The 23,011-nt window shown below is 42.6% G+C and carries 24 protein-coding genes; 21 read left to right on the top strand and 3 right to left on the bottom strand.

The features are described from left to right. The first annotated feature begins 43 nt into the window (after positions 1-43). From O3602_RS02545 to O3602_RS02465, 17 genes are all read left to right on the top strand, one after another. Entirely contained in the window at positions 44-955 is a 912-nt protein-coding gene (locus tag O3602_RS02545; RefSeq protein WP_003013343.1) for a DMT family transporter, read from the top strand. A 143-nt stretch (positions 956-1,098) separates the two neighbouring features. Continuing rightward, positions 1,099-2,187, top strand: coding sequence for a DUF4352 domain-containing protein (locus O3602_RS02540; RefSeq protein ID WP_371611081.1), 1,089 nt, complete (start codon positions 1,099-1,101; stop codon positions 2,185-2,187). 146 nt (positions 2,188-2,333) lie between these two features. Next, on the top strand, positions 2,334-3,479 hold the full coding sequence (locus tag O3602_RS02535; RefSeq protein WP_003013443.1) for an amidohydrolase: 1,146 nt from the start codon (positions 2,334-2,336) through the stop codon (positions 3,477-3,479). A gap of 120 nt (positions 3,480-3,599) precedes the next feature. Further along, entirely contained in the window at positions 3,600-4,427 is an 828-nt protein-coding gene (locus O3602_RS02530) for an amino acid ABC transporter substrate-binding protein (protein ID WP_003005427.1), read from the top strand. Positions 4,428-4,451: 24 nt separating this feature from the next. After that, the gene (locus O3602_RS02525) at positions 4,452-5,315 is read left to right on the top strand and encodes a MetQ/NlpA family ABC transporter substrate-binding protein (protein ID WP_151378699.1); all 864 of its coding nucleotides are present in this window, start codon (positions 4,452-4,454) and stop codon (positions 5,313-5,315) included. Between the two features lie 72 nt (positions 5,316-5,387). Further along, on the top strand, positions 5,388-6,761 hold the full coding sequence (locus O3602_RS02520; protein ID WP_371611080.1) for a M20/M25/M40 family metallo-hydrolase: 1,374 nt from the start codon (positions 5,388-5,390) through the stop codon (positions 6,759-6,761). Beyond that, a complete protein-coding gene (locus O3602_RS02515) occupies positions 6,754-7,821 on the top strand; it encodes a methionine ABC transporter ATP-binding protein (RefSeq protein ID WP_371611079.1) in 1,068 nt (355 codons plus the stop codon). Before O3602_RS02520 ends, O3602_RS02515 begins: the two co-directional genes overlap by 8 nt. Beyond that, complete coding sequence (locus tag O3602_RS02510) at positions 7,818-8,510, top strand: methionine ABC transporter permease (RefSeq protein ID WP_003005708.1); 693 nt, start codon at positions 7,818-7,820, stop codon at positions 8,508-8,510. The genes O3602_RS02515 and O3602_RS02510 overlap by 4 nt, the downstream gene beginning before the upstream one ends. A gap of 12 nt (positions 8,511-8,522) precedes the next feature. Further along, positions 8,523-9,110 carry an MptD family putative ECF transporter S component gene (locus O3602_RS02505; protein WP_003013102.1) on the top strand — a complete coding sequence of 196 codons (588 nt, stop codon included), beginning with the start codon at positions 8,523-8,525 and terminating at the stop codon, positions 9,108-9,110. 125 nt (positions 9,111-9,235) lie between these two features. Next, positions 9,236-9,430: a helix-turn-helix transcriptional regulator gene (locus O3602_RS02500; RefSeq protein WP_371611078.1), complete on the top strand. Its 195-nt coding sequence runs from the start codon at positions 9,236-9,238 to the stop codon at positions 9,428-9,430. A gap of 27 nt (positions 9,431-9,457) precedes the next feature. Further along, the gene (locus O3602_RS02495) at positions 9,458-9,940 is read left to right on the top strand and encodes a DUF6773 family protein (protein ID WP_003013379.1); all 483 of its coding nucleotides are present in this window, start codon (positions 9,458-9,460) and stop codon (positions 9,938-9,940) included. A 10-nt stretch (positions 9,941-9,950) separates the two neighbouring features. Then, entirely contained in the window at positions 9,951-10,442 is a 492-nt protein-coding gene (locus O3602_RS02490) for a DUF6773 family protein (RefSeq protein WP_003013314.1), read from the top strand. Between the two features lie 150 nt (positions 10,443-10,592). Next, the gene (locus tag O3602_RS02485) at positions 10,593-11,576 is read left to right on the top strand and encodes a rhodanese-related sulfurtransferase (RefSeq protein ID WP_003013231.1); all 984 of its coding nucleotides are present in this window, start codon (positions 10,593-10,595) and stop codon (positions 11,574-11,576) included. 99 nt (positions 11,577-11,675) lie between these two features. Continuing rightward, a complete protein-coding gene (locus tag O3602_RS02480) occupies positions 11,676-12,581 on the top strand; it encodes a DUF4299 family protein (protein ID WP_371611077.1) in 906 nt (301 codons plus the stop codon). Positions 12,582-12,738: 157 nt separating this feature from the next. Next, entirely contained in the window at positions 12,739-13,512 is a 774-nt protein-coding gene (locus O3602_RS02475; protein ID WP_003005471.1) for a nucleoside phosphorylase, read from the top strand. Between the two features lie 155 nt (positions 13,513-13,667). Further along, positions 13,668-14,420, top strand: a complete 753-nt coding sequence (locus O3602_RS02470) for an SDR family oxidoreductase (protein WP_070662613.1) — start codon at positions 13,668-13,670, stop codon at positions 14,418-14,420. Positions 14,421-14,503: 83 nt separating this feature from the next. Further along, positions 14,504-15,406 carry a carbohydrate kinase family protein gene (locus tag O3602_RS02465; RefSeq protein WP_371611076.1) on the top strand — a complete coding sequence of 301 codons (903 nt, stop codon included), beginning with the start codon at positions 14,504-14,506 and terminating at the stop codon, positions 15,404-15,406. 215 nt (positions 15,407-15,621) lie between these two features. Here O3602_RS02465 and rsmG read toward each other — a convergent pair whose 3' ends face one another. Beyond that, positions 15,622-16,335, bottom strand: a complete 714-nt coding sequence (rsmG, locus tag O3602_RS02460) for a 16S rRNA (guanine(527)-N(7))-methyltransferase RsmG (RefSeq protein WP_371611075.1) — start codon at positions 16,333-16,335, stop codon at positions 15,622-15,624. A 70-nt stretch (positions 16,336-16,405) separates the two neighbouring features. On the opposite strand from rsmG, the gene O3602_RS02455 reads away from it, so the two are divergent. Continuing rightward, a complete protein-coding gene (locus O3602_RS02455; RefSeq protein ID WP_233331231.1) occupies positions 16,406-16,966 on the top strand; it encodes a LemA family protein in 561 nt (186 codons plus the stop codon). A 1-nt stretch (position 16,967) separates the two neighbouring features. Then, positions 16,968-17,864, top strand: coding sequence for a zinc metalloprotease HtpX (htpX, locus tag O3602_RS02450; RefSeq protein WP_371611074.1), 897 nt, complete (start codon positions 16,968-16,970; stop codon positions 17,862-17,864). A 298-nt stretch (positions 17,865-18,162) separates the two neighbouring features. Here htpX and O3602_RS02445 read toward each other — a convergent pair whose 3' ends face one another. Together O3602_RS02445 and O3602_RS02440 are read right to left on the bottom strand one after the other, a co-directional pair. After that, on the bottom strand, positions 18,163-19,380 hold the full coding sequence (locus tag O3602_RS02445; RefSeq protein WP_371611073.1) for an MFS transporter: 1,218 nt from the start codon (positions 19,378-19,380) through the stop codon (positions 18,163-18,165). Between the two features lie 286 nt (positions 19,381-19,666). Further along, positions 19,667-20,527 carry a transcriptional regulator gene (locus O3602_RS02440; RefSeq protein ID WP_371611072.1) on the bottom strand — a complete coding sequence of 287 codons (861 nt, stop codon included), beginning with the start codon at positions 20,525-20,527 and terminating at the stop codon, positions 19,667-19,669. A gap of 204 nt (positions 20,528-20,731) precedes the next feature. On the opposite strand from O3602_RS02440, the gene O3602_RS02435 reads away from it, so the two are divergent. Together O3602_RS02435 and O3602_RS02430 are read left to right on the top strand one after the other, a co-directional pair. After that, positions 20,732-21,271 carry a DUF177 domain-containing protein gene (locus O3602_RS02435; RefSeq protein ID WP_037606951.1) on the top strand — a complete coding sequence of 180 codons (540 nt, stop codon included), beginning with the start codon at positions 20,732-20,734 and terminating at the stop codon, positions 21,269-21,271. Positions 21,272-21,396: 125 nt separating this feature from the next. Continuing rightward, positions 21,397-22,875: a flotillin family protein gene (locus O3602_RS02430; protein ID WP_003013389.1), complete on the top strand. Its 1,479-nt coding sequence runs from the start codon at positions 21,397-21,399 to the stop codon at positions 22,873-22,875. Positions 22,876-23,011 lie beyond the last annotated feature (136 nt).

Genomic DNA, 23,011 nt, shown 5'->3' with positions numbered 1-23,011 from the left:
TTTATGATACAATAAAAGTAAGGAACAGATTTAGGAGGGGACTATGTCAAAGACGATGAAAGGAACACTCATGACCTTGATCGCCGGGATCGCTTGGGGACTATCCGGAGTTAGCGGGCAATATTTAATGGTTCATGGATTTTCGGCTATTGAGTTAACAAATCTCCGTTTGCTTTTTTCTGGAATTGTCCTTATTCTTCTTTCCTACGTTGCAGATAAGGAGAAGTTTTTGGCCTTTGCCAAAGATAAATCTTCCTACCTTCCCCTTCTTATTTTTGCCTTTTTAGGATTGTTATTGACTCAGTTGACCTATTTAGAGGCGATTGCTGAAACCAATGCTGGGACTGCTACGGTGTTACAGTATCTCTGTCCAGTGGGAATTTTAGCCTATACCTGTATCATGGATAAGGTGGCCCCTACACTAGCAGAAGTGTTTTCGATGCTTCTAGCGATTGGTGGCACATTCTTAATAGCAACCCATGGTCAACTCAATCAATTGGCCATCAATCCCAAAGGTTTGGCTTGGGGAGTGGTGTCAGCATTTGCCTATGCCCTTTACATCATTCTACCTCTGAACTTAATTCAAAAATGGGGAAGCATGCTGGTGATTGGAGTTGGGATGACTATTCCAGGAATCCTAATGCTCCCTTTTAGTGGTCTTCTCTCTTCTTCTGGAAACTACAGACTCGATACCTGGATGGCCCTTTTTGGCTTGGTGGTGATTGGGACGATTTTTGCCTATACAGCCTTTCTGAAAGGAACCTCTTTGGTAGGAGCCGTTAAAGGAAGCTTGCTGGCGTCCTTTGAGCCTGTTTCGGCAGTTTTCTTTGCCTTTGTCATTATGAAGGAGCATTTTTTTATGGTTGATGTGATTGGGATGGCCATGATCCTCCTTGCAGTTCTCTTGATTTCCCTCAAGGATTTCATGATTCAAAAAGAAAAAGGCATCTTGTAAAATCAAGACCAAACATATTTTAGTTAAAAGGTTGAGACGAAGGTCTTGGCCTTTTTATGATAGGGAAGAGTTATCACTATATAGCGTATACATAGATAGAAAAAGATGTTAAAATAGAACAAAACTTTTTTAAGGAGATAAGGATGAAAAAGATTTTTAAATGGACCCTATTTGCTGTGGCGACATTGAGTCTAGTAGCTTGTGGCACCACTGCTCAAAAGACAAATTCGCAGCAAGCAAAGATTGAAAAAGCGGCGAAAAGCTCAGAATCTGACAGTCAAGTAGAGGTGAGTTTAAAAGGAGGGCAATACATTAAACCACCTGTCCTTAATGACTCAGAAGACGGGACCTATTTAGCCCTTCAATTAGAATTTAAAAATGTTGCCAAAGAATCTATCAACGTGTCAGATTCAGATATCACCATTTACGATGCAGATAATAACAAGGTCAAATTGCAGTCAGGAATTTATGACCACAGTGAAGCCTTCCAATTGCTCAAGAGTGATCAGTTGGCTCAGGATAAAAAATTAACCGGCTATATCGTTTTTCCAGTCGAAAAAGGTAAAAAATATGAAGTGCAGTATGAACGAAAAACCTATAGTTCTGATAAAAAATCCAAGCCTTTAAAATTTGCGGTGGATTCTTCTCAGTATGAGGACAAGGTGGAAGCTTCTACCCTTCTTGCAGATGAATACATCAATCAAGTTTACTTCAGTGGCCAACGAAAGGTTAAAAAGGATGACGCTTTTGTTTTGGGAACTGATTTGAAAAAGGAAGCCAGTGATTTCCGTGCGAAATTTGCGGCTGACTTTACTCGTAAACTACATGATTACCAATTCTCTGAAGAAGAAGTGAACCAGTTTATCGATGCTTATGAAAAGGAAAATGCTAAGCGCGCGAAATTAACCTATAAGGTCAAACAATACTTCCCAGACAAGGTAGTCATTAGCTTGAATCCTGAGACAGTCAGTATGGAAAAGACGATCTTAAAACACATGCAGACCTTCTATCAGGAACATCGTAAAGACTACCCAGGGATCATCGAAGCGAACCAGGCTCAAAACAAAGCCTATAGAGAGGAAATGATGGCTTCTCTTGCAGATCGTCCCTTGACGACGCCAGATCGATACGACTACCAGTTGACCTTTGTTAAGAAAGATGGCAAATGGGAAGTTGAAAAAGCCTACAATAGTGATAGCTTTATGGAAAAATTTGAGGGAAATCTTTCTTAATGCGGAAGTTGGCACTCCTAGGACATGAATCTAGGAGTGTTTTTTATGTATAGTTTGAAACTATATCAAAACCCAAGAAACAAGAATTAGACGGATACACCTATTAGTGATAAAATAATTTTAAGTTTGAAAGGAGATGAAGGCTTGTGGCTTTTTCTTATGAAGAGTTAGCAGAGATTCGCCACTATATCCACCAACACCCAGAACTGTCTGGTCAAGAATACCAGACAACCGCCTTTCTAAAAGAGCGTTTAGAAGAGTTGGGGATTCGTATTTTAGAGAGTGGATTAAAAACTGGTCTGATTGCAGAAATTGGGTCTGGCCAACCAGTGGTGGCACTTCGAGCAGATATCGATGCCCTTCCAATTTTGGAACAAACAAATCTGCCCTACCAAAGTCAGAATCCAGGAGTCATGCATGCTTGTGGTCATGATTTTCATCAAACCAGTCTTCTGGGAGCGGCAGCTCTTCTCAAGGAAAAAGAAGACCAGCTTGAAGGAACCGTACGCTTGATCTTTCAGCCAGCAGAAGAAATCTCAGAAGGTGCCTCTGATGTTTTGGCAACAGGACTGTTGGAGGATGTTCAAGGAATTATTGGTTTTCACAACATTCCCCAGCTAAAAGCAGGGCAACTTGCCTTGAATGCTGGAGCTATGATGGCAGGGGTTGAGAAATTCAAGGTTACCGTCACAGGGGTCAGTAGCCATGCTGCAAGACCAGACTTGGGAGTTGACACTGTAACGGCCGTCACAACCATGGTTCAGAACTTACAATTATTAATTTCACGGACCGTTTCTCCCTTTGAAACAGCTGTTTTGTCCATTACGCACCTGGATGTGGGCTCAACCTGGAATGTCCTCCCTAAATCAGGCTATTTTGAAGGAACCATTCGCTCCTTTAATCCGAGTGTGCAAAGAGACTTGAAGGCACATTTTATTTCCATCATTCGACACATTGCAGAAAGTTTGGAAGTAGATGTAGCTTTTGAGTGGGGTGTGACCCCTCCCGTTACCTTTAATGATGAAGAATTGACGCAAGTAGTTTGGGAAGCTTCACAAGGATTGGCTGAAGTGATTCCAGCAAATCCTTCTACAGCTGGAGAAGACTTCGCCTTTTACCAAGAGCGAATTCCTGGAGTCTTTGCCTTTATCGGTTCGAATGGAGAGCCGGATGCGCCAGACCTCCATCATGATCACATGACCATCGATGATGCAGCCTTTGAGGTATCGGTTCCCTATTATGTTGAAAATGCGCAAGCTTTATTGCGGTATTTTAAAGCCAAAGAAGTGTGATAAAGAAAAACTATCACCTCCATAAAAAATATATATTAGGCAAGCAAATGCTTTTTTGATAAAATAAAAAAATACTTTTAAAATAGCGTTTTATGTGCCTGAAACGAATAAGGAGATCCTATGAATCTAAAAAAAGTGATTAAGTATTCTGCTTTAGGATTAGTTGCAGTCCTTGCAACCAGTGCTTTAGTAGCATGTTCATCTGACAAATCAGCCAGTGGTAAGAAAACCATTGAAGTTGGGACTGTTGGAACAACCAAACCATTCTCTTACGAGGAAAAAGACGGTAAGCTAACTGGTTATGAAATCGAAGTTTTGCGTGAAATCTTCAAAGGTTCAGACAAATATGAAGTAAACTTTAACAAAACAGAGTGGTCTTCAGTCTTTGCTGGCTTAGATAGTGACCGTTTCCAAATCGGTGCCAACAACATTAGCTACTCAAAAGAGCGGGAAGAAAAATACCTCTATCCAAATCCATATGCTCGCAATCCATTAGTATTGGTCGTACCAAAAGATTCTTCTATTAAATCTTTGGATGATTTGGGTGGTAAGAAAACAGAAGTTGTTCAAGGAACATCTACTGCTAAACAATTAGAAGATTACAATAAAAAACATTCAGATAATCCAACTAACTTGCAATACACAGATGGAACCATTCAAACCATCATGGCTAATCTAGCGGATGGTCGTACAGATTACAAGATCTTCGAACGGATCTCAGTAGATACTATCATTCGTGATCAAGGCTATGACAACTTGAAGGTTATCGAGCTTCCAAGCGACCAACAACCTTATGTGTATCCAATTATTGCAAAAGAAGATAAAGACCTTCAAAAATTTGTCAACAAACGTATCAAGGAACTCTATGACAATGGAACCCTTGAAAAACTGTCTAAAAAATACTTTGGTGGAGTTTATCTACCAGAAGCAAAAGATATTAAAGAATAATATTTAATTAAAGGAGACTTCAAAATGAAATTGAAAAAAATTCTTGGTTTAACAGCTCTTGCAGCTATCGCAACATTTGCTCTTGCAGCATGTGGTTCTTCAAAATCATCTAGCAAAGATGGTGAAACAACTGTAAAAGTGGGTGTTATGACTTTGAGCGACACTGAAAAAGCTCGTTGGGATCAAGTTCAAAAGAACTTGGATGACGCTAAAACAGGAATCAAATTGGAATTCACTCAATTTACAGACTACTCACAACCAAACGTGGCTGTAAAAGATGGTAGCGTGGATATCAATGCTTTCCAACACTACAACTTCCTTGATAACTGGAACTCTAAAAATGACAAGGCCCTTGTTGCAGTAGCAGATACGTACATCGCTCCAATCCGTCTTTACTCTGGTACAGAAAACGGTAAAAACAAATACACTTCAATTAAAGAAATTCCTAAAGGTGGAACAATCGCTGTACCAAATGACCCAACAAATGAAAGCCGTGCCTTGTATGTCTTGCAATCAGCAGGTTTGATTAAATTGGATACCAAAGATGGTCAATTGGCAAACGTGTCAAACATTAAAGAAAATCCAAAAGATTTGAAGATTTCTGAATTGGATGCTTCACAAACACCATCTGCTCTTCCATCAGTAGATGCTGCAGTCATCAACAATACCTTCGTTCGTGAAGCAGGCGTTGATTTCAAAAAAGCTATCTATGTTGAAAAGAAAGACAACAACTCAAAACAATGGTACAACGTGATCGCTGCTAAGAAAGATTGGGAAAAATCTGATAAAGCAAAAGCAATCAAAGAAATCATCAAAGCCTATCATAAAGACAATGTGAAGAAAGTGATCGAAGAATCTTCAGAAGGAATGGACCAACCAGTCTTCTAAGATTCGATCTCAAGTGTATGAAGGAGGTGGAGAAGCAATTCTCTACCTCTTATCGTGTATTAGGAGGAATGCATGCCTTTTGCAACAGAAGCGGAACAAATCCGTAAATTTGAAAATGATGAGGTCGCACAACATTATTTTGAAGTGTTGCGAACCTTGATTTCAAAAAAATCCATCTTTGCCCAACAAGTTGGTCTCAAGGAAGTAGCCAACTATTTGGGGGAAATTTTTACAGCTGCAGGAGCCAAAGTCGAAGTTGATGATAGCTATACAGCCCCTTTTGTGATTGCCAAATTTTTCTCGCCAAATCCTGAAGCCAAAACCATCATTTTTTATAACCACTATGATACGGTACCAGCTGATGGAGACCAACCTTGGACGGGAGACCCTTTTACCTTATCGGTCCATTATGGAACCATGTACGGTCGAGGGGTTGATGATGACAAGGGGCATATCACGGCTCGTCTCACAGCTCTTCGAAAATACATTCGTGAAAGTGGCGATTTGCCAGTCAATATCACCTTTATCATCGAAGGGGCAGAGGAGTCTGCATCGACTGACTTGGATAAATACTTGGCCAAACATAAGAAACACTTGCGTGGGGCGGACCTCTTAGTTTGGGAACAAGGTACCCGAAATAATCAGGGTCAGTTGGAAATTTCCGGTGGTAGCAAAGGGATCGTCACCTTTGATATGGTGGTGAAGAGTGCAGAAGTGGATATTCATTCCAGCTATGGCGGTGTGGTAGACTCTGCTTCTTGGTATTTATTAAATGCCATCGCCAGTCTTCGTGACAAAGAAGGCCGAATCTTGGTGGATGGGATTTATGATCAGATTCAAGAACCCAATGAACGCGAGCTAGCTTTGATCGAGCAGTATGCCAACAAAGGACCAGAAGATGTAGCGGAAACCTATGGTCTAACCCTTCCAATCTTGAAGGAAGACCGAAAAGAATTCCTGCGCCGTTTCTATTTTGAACCAGCCCTGAATATTGAAGGTTTTGGCTCTGGTTACCAAGGACAAGGTGTTAAAACGATTCTTCCGGCAGAGGCGCGTGCCAAGATGGAGGTGCGCTTGGTTCCTGGACTGGATCCCAAGGATGTCTTAGAAAAGATCCAACAACAATTGAAGAAGAACGGTTATGATCAGGTCGAATTGGTCTATACTCTCGGTGAAAAAAGTTACCGAAGTGATATGAGTGCCCCATCGATTTTAAATGTCATTCGGTTGGCCAAAGATTTCTATAGAGAAGGAGTCTCGGTTCTTCCAACAACAGCGGGTACAGGGCCAATGCATACGGTCTTTGAGGCTTTGCAGGTACCGATGGCAGCCTTTGGAATCGGCAATGCCAATAGCCGTGATCATGGGGGCGACGAAAATGTGAAAATTGCCGATTATTACACCCATATTGAATTGATAAAGGAGTTAATAGCAAGTTATGAGTAAAGCAATGATTCAGCTGGACCACATTGATGTGACCTTCCAGCAAAAGAAACGTCAGGTCCAAGCCGTCAAAGATGTGACCATTCATATTAATGAAGGCGATATCTATGGGATTGTAGGGTATTCTGGAGCCGGGAAATCGACCTTGGTTCGGGTGATCAATCTCTTGCAAGTGCCTAGCGCCGGAACCATTACTGTGGATGGAGATGTGATTTATCAAGATCAGGTGACCTTAAAACCGGCTGCCCTTCGGGAGAAACGTCGGGATATTGGGATGATCTTCCAACACTTCAACTTGATGGCCCAAATGACTGTCGCAGAAAATGTAGCCTTTGCTCTTAAACATTCTAAATTAAACAAAGAACAAAAGAATGAGAAAGTGGCGAAATTGTTGGAATTGGTTGGTCTATCTGACCGTGCAGAAAATTACCCTGCACAATTGTCTGGTGGTCAAAAGCAACGGGTAGCGATTGCGCGTGCCCTTGCCAACGATCCAAAGATTTTGATCTCAGATGAGTCAACTTCTGCCTTAGATCCAAAGACGACCAAACAAATTCTAGCTTTGTTGCAAGAATTGAACAAAAAACTTGGCTTAACCATTGTCTTGATCACCCATGAGATGCAAATTGTCAAAGATATTGCCAACCGGGTAGCTGTCATGCAAAATGGCGAACTGATTGAAGAAGGGTCTGTTTTAGATATCTTCTCGAATCCGAAAAATGCTTTGACGCAAGACTTTATTTCTGTTGCAACAGGAATCGATGAAGCCATGGTGAAAATCAACCAACAAGCGATTGTGAAGAATTTGCCAGATGATTCGATTTTAGCGCATCTCAAGTATGCGGGTTCTGTGACAGATACAGCCATCATCAATGATATTTACAAACAGTACCAAGTTTCTGCCAACATTTTATTTGGGAACATCGAAATCCTTGATAACACGCCTGTTGGAGAATTGGTGGTCATCTTATCAGGTGAAAATCAAAATCTGGAAACAGCCAAAGCTGAGTTAGAAAATGCAGGAGTTTCCGTGACTATTGTGAAAGATGGGAGAAAAGCATGATCCAGTTAATTCAAACATATTTACCAAATGTCTATAAATTAGGGTGGTCTGGCCAGTATGGATGGGGAACCGCTATTTACTTGACTCTTTATATGACCGTTATTTCCTTCATTATTGGTGGATTTTTAGGTTTGGTGACAGGGCTTTTATTAGTCTTGACACGTCCAGGTGGTGTCATCGAAAATAGAATTGTCTTCCATATTTTGGATAAGATTACTTCCTTGTTCCGCGCTATTCCTTTCATTATCTTGTTGGCTTTTATTAATCCATTGACCTACTTGCTCTTGAAAAATACCATCGGTCCTACAGCGGCCCTTGTTCCGCTATCCTTGGCTGTCTTTCCATTCTTTGCCCGCCAAGTCCAAGTGGTCTTGTCCGAATTGGATGGAGGAGTGATTGAAGCAGCACAAGCCAGTGGGGCAACCTTCTGGGATATTGTTGGAGTCTACCTACGTGAAGGGCTTCCAGATTTGATCCGTGTAACAACAGTGACCATCATTTCCTTGATTGGAGAAACCGCCATGGCGGGTGCCGTTGGTGCTGGAGGATTAGGAACCTTGGCTATCAACTACGGGAAAAACATGTTTAACAATGATGTCATCTTTGTGGCGACCTTATTGATCCTGATTCTGATCGTTCTGGTCCAATTTATCGGGGACTTCCTTTCGAAGAAAATTAGCCACCGTTAGGATCAGTATCCAATGAATAGAATAAATGTGAATCAAATAAAACAAGTTGGAGCCTTCACTTTCCTCTATTTTCTTGCGATTGGACTGGGGGTATTAGTTGGAAATCTGGTCGATCATCAAGGAAATATGTTTTATGCTCCTGCCTTTTCAGCCCTGTTTGGCGGGACGATCTACCGCTATTATCTAGAAAAAATAAAAGGAGTTGGATCTATCTTTATAGTTGGATGCGTGATCGGATCCTTCTTCCTCTTTTCGCGTCACGGGGCAGGAGCCTTTTTTCCAGCCTTGATCGCCGGAAGTTTTGCGGAAATGGTCGCCTCAAGTGGTCGTTTTCGCTCGAATTTACGAAATGCTTTGTCTTTTGTCATTTTTGCCTTTGCGACGACAGGGCCCATTCTTATGATGTGGTTCTATCCAGCCAGTTACCGCATGTCGTTACTGGATCGTGGTAAATCGATAGACTATGTCAATCGAGTGATGGTATCACCAGATCTAGCGACCATTACATGGTTTGTCCTCACAGTTATACTGGGTGCTGGATTAGGGTGGGGACTATCATATATCCTACAGTCATTTCTAACAAAAAGAAGAGGAAACTAAGAAAACCTGGGAAACCAGGCCTTTTTTGTTTTATCAAAAATATTTTTTACAAAATGTAAGATATATATTGCAAAATAGAAAATATAGTGTATAATAAAGCTATAAAAACAAGAAAGGAAAAGCCTGTGGCGAAAAATCTCAAATTAAAAATGGCCCGGGTCGAGCATGATATGACCCAGGGGGATCTTGCAGATGCCATTGGAGTGACGCGCCAGACCATCGGTCTGATTGAGGCAGGGAAATACAATCCGACCCTCAGCCTCTGCCTTGCCATTTGTAAGACCTTGGATAAGACGCTGGATCAACTGTTCTGGAAGTAACAGTTTTAATATAGAAAGAGGAAACATATGAAACAAAAGAAAGAACCAATTGTAAAAGATGAACGGACCATGCTACTTGATGGAAAAATCGCAGGAGAACTTGTCCTTGGCATGACCTGCTTTATTGCCCTATCTGCCTTTGTGAAATCCAGTATCCTGGACTTAGACCTAGTCGCTTATCTACCTGAGATGTTCCTTCTGATTGCTATGGGAGCCTATGCCTTTGTGAGAAGGATCAGTTCAGGGATTGATGTTCGAGATATGTTAGAAAAAGATAGCTGGTTGAGTCGCCTTGGGTCAGGTCTATTCTTTGCTGTGCTTGTGACAGCTATGGATGTGATTGGAAAGCGAGAAGTAACGAGCTTTATGCTCAGTCCCAAGTATCTGGTCAAAATTCTATTAGAAATTCTCGTCTTTGCAATCCTGACAGATCTGCTTGAAAAACCACTTGCTCTTATCAATTGGAAAAAACAAGAGAAGATCGAGGCAGAGTTAGAGGATGAAGAATAAGGAGAAAGCAATGAGATTACACTTGCTGAACAAACAAATCATAGATGAACGAGAAGAAGGCTTAGCTAATAAGGCTGGTGCTGAGACAGCTGGTTTTCTTTTCCTTGCCTTAACTGTTTTTAGTGTAGGATCCATTTATACATCTAAGGTGGTGCTGAGTCCAATCAAGGTGGTAGCCTTACTCATCGTCTCAGGATTGTATTACTCTGTTCGTTGTCAACGATTGGGTGTGAAATTTATTAGTTATAGTTATCTAAATGTGACGGGAATTGTAGCAGTAACCTCTATTCTCTCCTTGTTCATCTGGGCTCAAAATTTTCAATTAAACCAAGCTGTTTATCAGGCCAATCCCTTCCATTCAAAATTTTTACTGGTACTTCCAATTACCTTTTTACTGAATCTTCCAATTGTATGGGGAGTGAATACCCTTGTGATGCTTCTTGCAAAAGTAGAGAAAAAACGCTATGAAGCCTATTTAGATCAGTTGGAAAAGGAAGAGTAGGTAGTTGGAACCTTATTTTCGTCGTGTAAAAGTCTGGAACCCCAGGCTTTTATTTTTCAGTCAAATAAATTGCATTCGTTTTCTTGGGAGAGTATACTGGTATAGTTGAATGAAAAATTCTGATAATTTAATCTTAGAAAAGAGAATGACATGGCAAAACCTATTCGTGTATTACTTTACTATAAATATGTTCCCATCGAAAACGCAGAACAATTTGCGGCTGATCACTTGGCCTTCTGTAAATCAATCGGCCTTAAAGGTCGTATCCTAGTCGCTGACGAAGGGATCAACGGAACTGTTTCTGGTGACTACGAAACAACGCAAAAATACATGGACTACGTTCACAGCCTTCCAGGGATGGAAGACCTCTGGTTCAAGATCGATGAGGAAGAAGAGCAAGCTTTCAAGAAGATGTTTGTACGTTATAAGAAAGAGATTGTCCACCTTGGTTTAGAAGATGATAATTTCGATAATGACATCAATCCTCTTGAAACGACAGGTGCTTACTTGTCTCCAAAAGAGTTTAAAGAAGCTCTTCTCGACGAAGATACCGTTGTCCTTGATACTCGGAATGACTACGAGTACGATCTTGGTCACTTCCGTGGGGCTATTCGTCCAGACATCCGCAACTTCCGTGAATTGCCACAATGGGTCCGTGATAACAAGGAAAAATTCATGGACAAACGCGTTGTCGTCTACTGTACAGGTGGAGTCCGCTGTGAGAAATTCTCTGGCTGGATGGTGCGTGAAGGCTACAAAGATGTTGGTCAATTGCATGGCGGAATCGCCACTTACGGGAAAGACCCAGAAGTTCAAGGAGAGCTGTGGGATGGGAAGATGTACGTCTTTGACGAGCGGATTGCAGTCGACGTCAACCATGTCGATCCAAGCGTTGTCGGAAAAGACTGGTTTGATGGAACACCATGTGAACGCTATGTCAACTGTGGAAATCCTTTCTGTAACCGTCGCATCTTGACCTCAGAAGAAAACGAAGACAAGTATCTTCGCGGATGTTCGCATGAGTGCCGGGTTCACCCTCGCAATCGTTATGTTGAAGAACACAACTTGTCACAAGCAGAAGTTAGTGAGCGTTTGGCTCTTATCGGTGAGACGCTTGATGGAGCACCTGCATAATGGAAACAAACAGTCTGAAAGCTCAGACTGTTTTTATATGGAAATTGATTGAAAATTGTGCTATACTTTAGGTAAGCGATTTCACAAAGGAGAAAACAAATGAGTATCGTGTTTTCAATCAAAAATAAAAAGAGCTTATTTGGCTATCAGAAAGTACTCGCAGCACAGGAAGTTCTTAAATTAGTGGAAGGGTTGACGACCTACAACTATGATCCTGCCACCCTTCATCGTCCCTTAAATGATTTTGAAGGCTTGAACTGTATCGTGTATAGAAAGAGCGGTCTTCCTCTGCAGTTACGCTATTTTGATGAGGAAGAGTCTTATCAGATTCAGGTGCCCTCTTTTGCGATAGAAGAAGATTGGCAGTTGGCCCTTCGATGGCTTAGTCGCCTCGCAGAAGTATTAGGAACGGAGATTGTGGCTAGTGACGGCGTGAGCTATACTCCAGATTCTATTTTCCATTTTGATTATGAAGTCGTCATCCTAGAAACGCTGGGTAATGTGACGAAAGAAAAAGATCTAAAAGAGTTTGAAGTACAAGGCTTCGCTCATCCGGTTTATTTGGATCGGGATACAGTGCAGGAAGTCTTGAACCATGTCCACCCACTAGAAGCTTACTCTGCCTTTATCAAGAAGATTCAATATAGTGCAGCTTATTTCAGTCAAGTCCGTTTTTACCAACAGGAGGAGACAGGAGCCTTTTTAGCCAGCTATAGCTTGACAGAAGATACGGATACGGTCTTGCCAAGCGTGCCACATGTTCCTGCAGAATATGTAGAAATTGTGGGCTTAGCAGGTATCATTGATTGGCGGGTGCTATTGGTAGCGATCGATGGAGATCCGGATAAGCCAGAAAATTACCATCCAATTGGCTCTCTTGCTCTGAAGAATCTATTGGCAGCGCTAGAGCCAGATGAATTCCAGTTGCTAGATGCTAGTCAAATTGAAATTAAAAAATTGTCCAAAGAACGGTTGCTAGAATTAGCGCAATTGGAAAACAAGTAACAATATCGAAGTGAACTGTCCCTCAGACATTTGATCCGAAAAATCTAACGTCTGGGAGCAGTTCTTTTTTTATGCTTCTTCCTTTGATCAAAAACCAATGACTAGGCTAATTGTGGTATAATAGGGGCCTAGAAGTAGAATGAAAGAGGTGCACGAAATGCTGTTAGAAGAATTTGATGCCAATCGACAGGCGATTATCAATCCACAAGACTTACACCAACCAATTGAAGGATTTCCCAAAGTAGTCATCTCTTGCTTTTCAAGAGTAACTTTTGCTCGCCTCCTTGAGAATTACGATCATGAGGTCATTGCAAGAACCTCTATGGCTAATTTTGAAGTCTTGGTCTATGGGATCACTATTGGAGACCAACAGATTGGTGCCTTTAATGCACCCGTTGGGGCTGCTTCCTGTGTGGGAATTATAGAGGACCTGATTCAATTTGGGATGGAAAAACTGGTGCTCTTTGGAACCTGTGGGGTTTTAGATCGAGATATCGAAGCAACATCCATCATCATTCCAACGGCTGCTCTTCGCGACGAGGGGACCAGTTACCACTATCTTCCGGCTAGTGATGAAGTGGAAGTAAACAAGAAAACCCTTCCTCTCTTCCAAGCCTTTCTGGAAAGCCACAAGGTTTCCTATCAGTCAGGAAAAGTGTGGACGACAGATGCACCCTACCGGGAAACCATCGACAAGATGAAGCGACGAAAGGAAGCGGGAGCCATCTGTGTGGATATGGAATGTTCGGCAGTGGCCGCCTTAGCAGCTTATAGGGGCTTTGAACTCTGCCATTTCTTCTACGCAGCAGACCACCTCTCGGAAGAAAAATGGGATATCCGAACCTTATCTAGTCATGAGGATTTAGATAGCAAGGATCGAATCGCGGAGTTAGCCATCCAATTTGCGCTCTTTTGGGAAAAGGCAAACTAAATGAAAGAAGCAATGATTGAACTGAAGGATTTTTCCTTCCAATACAAGAAGTAATTTTGCAAGATAGGATTGTTTCATCTAGATTCTAAGTCGAGACAGAACCTGATGGTTCTTTGTCAATCAGGGACGTTTTTACAATCCATGGAGGTAATGACATGTCAGAAACGATTTTAGTAACAGGAGCTTCAGCTGGCTTTGGTCAAGCAATCTGCCGTCGCTTAGTAGCAGATGGATACCGTGTGATCGGATCAGCTAGACGCATCGATAAATTACAGGCCCTTCAAGAAGAGTTGGGAGAAGCCTTTTATCCCCTGCAAATGGATGTGACGGATCTTTCTCAGGTAGATCATGCACTTGCCAGTTTGCCAAAAGCTTGGGAGAGAGTGGATGTTTTGGTCAATAATGCTGGCTTGGCCCTAGGACTCGCCCCAGCTTATGAAGCAGAGGTCGCAGACTGGCTGACCATGATTCAGACCAATATTGTCGGCTTGACCTATCTGACAAGGAAAATCTTGCCCCAGATGGTGGAACGAAATGATGGCTATATTATCAATTTGGGCTCTACAGCAGGAACTGTGCCTTATCCAGGGGCCAATGTTTACGGAGCATCCAAGGCTTTTGTCAAGCAATTCTCCCTCAATCTTCGGGCGGATCTAGCTGGCAAGAAGATTCGTGTCAGCAATATTGAACCCGGTCTTTGCGAAGGGACAGAGTTCTCTTCTGTTCGCTTTAAAGGAGATGAAAAACGGGTAGAAGCCCTCTATCGAGATGCCCATGCCATTCAGCCTGAAGACATTGCCAACACCGTAGCTTGGTTGATCCAACAGCCCAAGCATGTCAATGTCAACAGAATTGAAATCATGCCGGTTTCCCAAACCTTTGGTCCTCAACCCGTTTATCGTGATTAAGAAGAGAAGCAACCACTCCACAAGGAGTTGGTTGTTTTTTATCTTTCCTCTGGTATAATAGAAGGCAAAGTAAGGAGAAAAAGATGACAGCTGCCTTAATTATTGGTTCTACAGTTTGTGATGTGATGATTTACTTGGATCGTTTGCCGAGTCGTGAAGGAGATGCCCATATTGATCACCAGCAATGGTCTGTGGGAGGTTGTGCCTTTAATGTCGTTAATATCCTTCATTTTTTGTCGCAACCCTACCAGTTTGTCTCGCCAGTCGGTTCTGGGATGTATGGTGATTTTATTCAGAGAGAGCTGAAACAATTAGGGATTTCCTCTAGCATCTCATTAGAAGGGGCCAATGGTTGCTGTTACTGCTTTGTAGAGTCTGATGGTGAGAGGACCTTCTTATCGGACCACGGAGTGGAGTATAGCTTCCAAGCAGAGTGGCTAAAAGAGATCGAGACAGATCCGTTTGATTACATCTACTTGTGTGGCCTTGAAGTCGAGGAGCCAACCGGTCTTGCATTGGTCCAGTCTGTTTCGCAACTACAAGGCCAGGTGATTTTCGCACCAGGGCCACGCGGACTCTTGATTCCAAAGGATCGACTGGAAGCAATTTATGATCTACATCCGATTCTCCATGTTAATGAGGCTGAAGCACTGGCTTTTTCAGGGTGTAGAGAGATCCAGCCAGCCATCGAACACTTGTACCAGAGAACGGGACAATTAGTCATTGTCACCTTGGGTGAAAACGGAGCGGTTGCCTATGATGGCAACTGGTATGAGGCAGACGGTTTTCCAACAGAAGTTGTCGATACAGTAGGTGCTGGAGATAGCCATGTGGGAGCCTTCATATCCGCTCGTTTAGAAGGCTTAGATGTGACGCAAGCCTTAAGATTTGCCAACAAAGTCTCTAGCCAGATTGTTACAAGTAAGGGCGTTCATCTGACAAAAGAGCAGCAAGAAGCCCTACGAACAGAATTGAAACAAAAATAAAAAAGAGAGTGGGACAGAAATCGGTAATTCGTTAGAATTCGATTTCGTCGTCCCACCTCCGCACAGTTGAGTAGGGCTGTAAAAGCTGATGAAATCAGCGTAGTAGAGCCCACTCAACCACTGCGTCTTGCTTGACAATCCAAAAATAATTGAGAGGCTAGGACTTTTGTCCCAGCCTCTTATTTGACGTTATCCGCTTAGCCCTTTGTATCTTACTACAATGGGCGCTTATTTGGCATGCCTGCTTTTCTTGGATATTTATTGGGGGTTTCTTTTTTCTTTTCTACAAGAGTGATATAGCGTGGATCCCCGTTTGGCAATTCATACTGTAGATTGTCTTCAACCTTGCTAAAGAGCAGGTTGAGGGCATTTTTGGCTTCTTCCAACTCTTCTGGAGCATTGCTGGCCTTGAGAGCGAGGAGCCGTCCTCCTACTTTCAGATAAGGGATGGTCAGTTCAGAGAGGACCTGCATGCGGGCGACAGCGCGGGCAGTTACGATATCAAATTGGGCACGAAAGGCCTTGTCTTGCGCAAAGTCCTCAGCACGTCCATGGTAGAAATGAACTCCGCTCAAACCTAACTCGTCAGTCAGCAAGTGGAGAAAATTGATCCGCTTATTAAGAGAATCAATGATGGTCACATCCAGCTCAGGGAAAAGAATCTTCATTGGCAGACTCGGAAAGCCGGCGCCAGCTCCGATATCCAAGAGACGGATGGGTTGGTTTTCGATCAAGCCCTGTAAAATGGGTGCGATAGAGTCATAAAAATGCTTGAGATAGACTTCGTCTTTTTCGGTGATGGCAGTGAGATTAATCTTTTCATTCCATTCAACGAGGAGCTCAAAATACCGTTCGTATTGCTCTTTTTGACGATCAGTTAATGGGAAGCCGAGATCGGCTAAACGGGCATAAAATTCTTCTGGTTTCATGCTATTATTTTACCACAAAATAAGGGAAATTTGATATACTGGTAGAAAGAAATGAAAGGAATTCAATAAAATGATTTGGATTATTCTTGGGATCATTGTGGTCCTTGTGTTGATTGTAGTAGGAGTTTACAACGGTTTGGTGAAAAGCCGGATGCAAACTCGCGAAGCTTGGAGTCAAATTGATGTGCAATTGAAACGTCGGAATGACTTGATTCCAAACTTGATCGAAACCGTTAAAGGCTATGCCAAGTACGAAGGAGATACGCTAGCAAAAGTAACTCAACTTCGCCAACAAGTGGCTCAAGCTACTTCACCGGCAGAAGCGATGGCAGCCAGTGATGCTCTTTCACGTCAAGTAGCAGGCATCTTTGCGGTTGCCGAAAACTACCCAGACTTGAAAGCTAACACTAACTTCATGCAATTGCAAGAAGAATTGACTAACACAGAAAATAAAATTTCTTATGCTCGTCAATTGTACAACAGTGTCACAAGCAACTACAATGTGAAATTGGAAACTTTCCCAACAAATGTGATTGCTGGAATGTTTGGCTTCAAACAAGCCGAATTCCTTCAAGTGCCTGAAGAAGAAAAAGCAGTACCAAAGGTGGACTTTAGCGGATTAGGAGACTAATATGCTCTTTGACCAAATTGCAAGCAATAAAAGGAGAACCTGGCTTCTCCTTATTGCTTTTTTCATACTCTTGGCTCTCATCGGAGCAGCCGTTGGCTACCTCTGGTTAGGCTCCTCCCTTGGTGGCGTCATCCTGGCTTTGATTATTGGCGGAATCTATGCCTTTAGCATGATTTTTCAATCCACCGAAGTTGTGATGCGGATGAATGGGGCGCGTGAGGTGACGGAAGAGCAAGCCCCTCAACTCTACCATATTGTACAAGATATGGCTATGGTAGCTCAGATCCCCATGCCTCGGGTTTATATTGTAGATGATCCGTCCATGAATGCATTTGCGACAGGATCCAATCCTCAAAATGCTGCTGTTGCAGCAACGACAGGTCTTCTGGCTGTGATGAACCGTGAGGAATTGGAGGGAGTCATCGGACACGAAGTCAGCCATATTCGCAATTACGATATCCGCATCTCCACGATTGCTGTTGCCCTTGCCAGTGCCATCACCATGCTCTCTAGTATTGGAGGACGGATGATGTGGTGGGGTGGCGGCCGTAGACGGGATGATGATCGAGAAGGGGGCAGTGGTTTAGAAATTATTATTCTGATCCTATCCTTGATTGCCATCGTATTAGCTCCATTAGCAGCGACTTTGGTTCAGTTAGCCATTTCTCGTCAACGGGAGTTCCTAGCGGATGCCTCAAGTGTCGAATTGACACGGAATCCTCAAGGAATGATCAATGCTCTTTTGAAACTGGATAACAGTGTGCCTATGCAACGAGAAGTCGATAGTGCAAGTAGTGCTCTCTTTATCAACGATCCCAAAAAAGAATCCGGATTTCAAAAGCTCTTTTATACCCACCCACCCATTGCTGAGCGGGTTGAAAGATTAAGAAACATGTAAAAAAATCCACCAAACAGTGGATTCAGATTGAAGACACAATCATCTAGAACCTTTCCTTAGGTGAGTACGGACGTCAGCGAACTTCGAAGAAGTTCCATGACTTAGTTTTGGACCTAAGGTTCCAAAACTCCCGAGAGCTAGAAACAACCTTGTTTCTAGCTCTTTTCTCACGGCAGAAAGTTTCAGTAGATGATTGAATAACTCTAGAGAATAAAAACTATTTATCATTATAGAAGTTAATAGATTTGTATAAATAATCAGTTTGTCTTCGTGCTCAATCCACCAAACGGTGGATTTTTTATTTGGTAGTTAAGAGGAGGGTAGTGAAACCAAGGATGGCAAAGATCCCCCACGCTAGGGGAAGGCTCCAGATAGCTAGACTAGAAAAGAGAGCGGTCCCAAGTGGCATGGCAAAGCTAACCATCAGTCCCAAAAAGCTAGAGGTAGAAGCTAATTTTTCAGCGGGTAATTTACTCATTAAAAGACTGAAAACTTTTGGGTTGATTTTTGCTACAAGATAACCAAGGAAAGTGATGAGTAGAAGGGAAAGAATATCCCAGTGCATCAGGATGTTTGTGAGCCCAAGCATGGTCAGCCCACCTGCGATCCACAGGAGGGTATGGTGGAGCGATTGCTTGGAAAAATAGTCATGGGGTGTCAGGCTAGCCCAGACCATACTTAAAATAGTCACTGCCTCTAGTATCAAGAGGGATTGGCTAAAGCTCAACTGAAAGAAGGGAGAGTGAAGCAGTTGCAGATTGTAGATACCAGAGATGGATCCCCCAAGGGCATTGATAAGAACCAATGAGAAGAGCAACTTACCAAAGTGGTGGACCTCCTCATCTGCAAAAATACTTTTAGCGTTCTGGTACATTTCTTGGCATTCGTGTACCAAAGAATTCTTACTTTTGGGCTCAATCACGGGATCATGAGTCAGCTGCTTTTTTCTCATCAGGAGACAAGTGGAAGACAGGAGAAAAGTCACTGCATTGATCGAAGCGACCAGGGCGAAATTTTGATGGCTGATGGCTAGCAGCCAAACTCCTAGAGCCTGTCCAGAAATCGAGCAGACCATGCTAAGCAGTTGATTAAAGGAATAGGCTTCCATCAAATCCTGGTCGGGGATGTTCTTTTTCATGATAGGGAGTTGCAAGCCTCCGCGATAATCACTCAAACAATCTGAAACAATGTTTAAGAAACAAACAATCGAAAAGGCTAGGTAACCCGGAATCTTGGTCATGAGAGCAATAAGGATGAAGAGGCTTGCTTGAAGATAGCCAATGCGGATCAACCAGTTAGCTTTTTTCTTCGTGCGGTCAGCCTTCATACCGACAAAAATGGTAAAGAGGCTAGGAATAAATACAATCAGATTAGCAATTCCAACAGCCAGACTCGGTTGCGGCATACTGGCAGCAAAGACCACAAAGACCAGATTGTAGATGGCAGCGCCAAGGGTATTCAAAAAGCGAGAAAGACTAAGTAAGGCAAAAATTTTATTACGAGCTAAGAGTTTCATGAGCCTTCCTCCTTCACGTGATTAGTTTGTAGGACTTGTTTGATGGATCGAAAGATCTGTTTGAAGAGGTCCAACTTCTCCTTTTCAGAGAGAAGAAGTTTCTGATCTTTTAGGTAGACGCTGGTATGCTTAAGAAACAAATGAAGGAAGTATCTTTTTAGTTTGGTCATCATGGAAGGGACCTTCTTTCTTTGCTTGATGATCCTATTGTAGACCTCAAAAACAAGAAAAACAAAAAGTTGCATATTTTCAACAAGAAAACTCACAGAATTGATCTGTGAGTTTTTCAGGATTTCTTGATGAGTTCTTGCATGCTTTGTTTGTAGTAGTTGGTGCTGTCCTTGCAATCAATAATGGATAGGACCTGAATGGCCTGCTCCATCTTTTCAAGACCAATTTCTTTCTCTCCCTTTCGATAGAGAAATTCTCCTTTGGCGAAGAGATAAACCGTCCGAAGGTAGGCTTCGTTTTCAGAGTAAAAGTGGTCGTTAATTAGTTGGTCAAAATAAGATGCATCTTCAAATTCATTTGAACTAATGGCCAGAAAGAAACCATTGAGAAAAATAGAGTTAAGGGCAGGACGAGAAGAGTCTAGGAGAAGCTTAAAGTCCTCCCGTTGAACCAACTCCTCTGTGTATTGTCGATAGAGCTGACTAGAGAAAAGAGGAGAGGTCAGTGAAAATAGGCTTAACTCAAAATTTCCCCAGACCATGACAGAGAAGAGGTAGTCATAGAGGAAATCTAGTTCCTCTTGGCTAGCAGCCAACTCTACCTCAGGATATAAGCCAAGTATTTTGGCCTTGAGAATAATGCTGGCTAAGAAGTCTTCTTTTTTGTGATCTTTCTGGTAGGCTTGCCGGTAGCTTTGGTACAAGTCTTGGTCGTGTTCCAAGCTCATGTTTTCATAGTGCTCTTTCAACAATTTGGGGATAAAAGAGTGCTGATCGATCCCTGCTAGATGAGAGAACTCACTGAGACTTGTTTTGATCTGTTGAAGGGCCTGAAAAAACCGTTGCGTGGTTAGGTCATTTTCTCCTCTTTCAAATCGCGACAGCATAGAGCGTGAAAATTCTCCCCCTGTAGCCTCCTCTAAAGAGATGTGGCGACTTTCACGTATTTGCCGAAAAACTGCTCCGATTTCTTTCATGAATTCTCCTCTATCTAACATTGCTCAATGCCCTAGCAAGTGAACCCCTTTTGTCCAAGAGATGGTGGGGCCCTTGTGTACAACACCCATTTGCCTAGTATCTGTATCTTTTTCATGATTATAACAAATTTTTGAGGAGACTTCTTGGTTGTGGGGCAGCTTCATGATATACTAGTAGTATCTAGAAGATTTGAGGACAAAAAAATGAACCTATTTACACAAGAAATCCGTAAAAATCCTGAAGGACTAGCCTTTGATCAAGAGTTGGATTTGCTCAAAGAATTGCAAAAACGTAATCCAGAAATTCTTGATTTAAAGAATGTGACAGCGACAGGACGAGTAGCCTATGATACAGGCCTCTTTATCTTGGATTATCAGTTGAGCTACACCATCGTTTTGGCATCTAGCCGAAGTATGGAGCCTGTTGAGCTTCAAGAGAGCTATCCTGTAACAGAGGTGTTTGCGGAGGATGTACAGTCTGACGCAGATATCGAGGCCCTAGAGGAAGACTTGATCCTTCCAATCGAAGGTGGGAAGATTGACCTGAGTGAGAGTGTAGCGGATAATATTCTGCTCAATATTCCTCTCAAGGTTCTCACTCCAGAAGAGGAGGCTGGAGAAGGTTTTATCGAAGGCAATGATTGGAAAATCCTATCCGAAGAAGAATACCAAGCCGCTCAAGCGATCAAGAAAGAAGAAAACAGTCCTTTTGCAGGACTACAAGGTTTATTTGACAAAAATTAACCTATGTGTTGATTTTATAACATTTAAACCAAAAATAGAGGTCTTTTCTTTGAGGAAAAGACTTCTTTTGATATACTAGGATTTATAAACAACAGAGGGGAGACCTCTAAAAAAGGAGAAAAAGTATGGATACTTTATTTATTCCAGGTTGGTTGATAACTAGCCTAATAGCCGCGGTTATTATTTTGATCTTGCTTGTTAAAGGCTATGTGAATGCAAAACCCAACGAAGTCGTGGTCATTACAGGTCTTCGGAAGCAACGCCACTTACGCGGGAAAGCTGGTTTTATGATTCCCTTTGTCGAACAACGCTCTTATCTTGATATTGAGCAATTCTCGACAGATGTTCGGACATCTGAAGCAGTCCCAACACTGGACTTCATTAACGTCCGTGCCGATGCAGCTGTTAAATTAAAAATCGGTACAACCGATGAGATGATTGCACGGGCTGCAGAGAACTTCTTGAACTGGAATACGACAGATATTTCCAATTCTGTCCAAGATGTCTTGGAAGGAAACTTGCGGGAAGTGATCGGTCAGATGGAGCTCCGTAAGATGGTCAATGACCGTCAAGAGTTTGCCTCAAAAGTGCAGGACAACGTAGCACCAGACTTGGCCAAAATGGGACTAGAAGTCATCGCCTTTACGGTTCAATCCTTCTCTGATGAAGGGGGAGTCATCGACAACCTCGGGATTGAAAATGTTGAAACCATTAAGAAAGATGCCTTGATTGCCAAAGCCAAAGCAGAACGCGAACGCAAGGAAGTCGAAGCAGAACAAGATAAATTGGCCAACGACAAACGCGTCGCTGCCGATCTTGAAATTGCGCAAAAACAAAACGAATTAAAACTCAAACAAGCAGCCCTCAAGCAAGAAGCAGATATTGCCCAAGCCAAGGCAGATGCTGCTAAAGGGATTGAGGCAGAAGTGCAACGTCGTGAACAAGAGCGCGTGGCAGCTGAAGCCAATATCATGAAACAAGAAAAAGAAGCGGAAGTCAAAGAGCGCGAAGTTAAGGTCCGTGAGCAAGAATTGGATGCCAACATCCGCAAACAAGCCGAAGCTGAAAAATATGCGCGTCAACAAGCTGCAGAAGCAGAATTGATCGAACGCCAACGCAAGGCAGAAGCAGAACTCTTCGAAACACAAAAAGAAGCCGAAGCTCGGAAAGCTCAAGCCGAAGCTGAGAAATTTGCCCAATTGCAAGAGGCCGAAGCGATTGAAGCCAAAGGTCGTGCAGAGGCAGAGGCAATTCGTTTGAAATTGGAAGCCGAAGCCAAAGGTTTGGACCAAAAGGCCGAAGCGATGAAGAAAATGCAAGAAGCAGCCATTACTGAAATGGTCGTTGATAAGTTACCTGAAATTGCTCGTGCTGTCGCTGAACCATTAACCAAGGTGGATAAGATCACGATGTATGGCGAAGGCAATGCTTCTAAGATGGTGGGCGATATTATGCAAAGTATCGACCAAGTCTCTCAAGGAGCTGGATTTGATATTCGTCAATTGCTAGCAGGAGCTCTTGGGGTCAATATGACGGTCAACAAACTCAAAGAAGGAGAACAACCGGTCATTGAAGCGGAGGAGTTAGCTTCTAAAGAAGATTAATGCCATTCATCAAGAAGTGTCTGAGAACTGTTTCTCGGGCACTTTTGTTTTTAAGATCAAATGATTTGCATGATCTTCTCCCTCTTGGAGAAGGCGAGAAGCTATTTTCTGCTTTCTTTTGAAGAGGAAAAATGGT

Source organism: Streptococcus sp. 27098_8_186 (assembly GCF_041432055.1).
Classification (GTDB): domain Bacteria; phylum Bacillota; class Bacilli; order Lactobacillales; family Streptococcaceae; genus Streptococcus; species Streptococcus dentalis.
The sequence above is the reverse complement of the archived record's forward strand: the minus strand, read 5'-3'. Positions and strand labels throughout refer to the sequence as shown.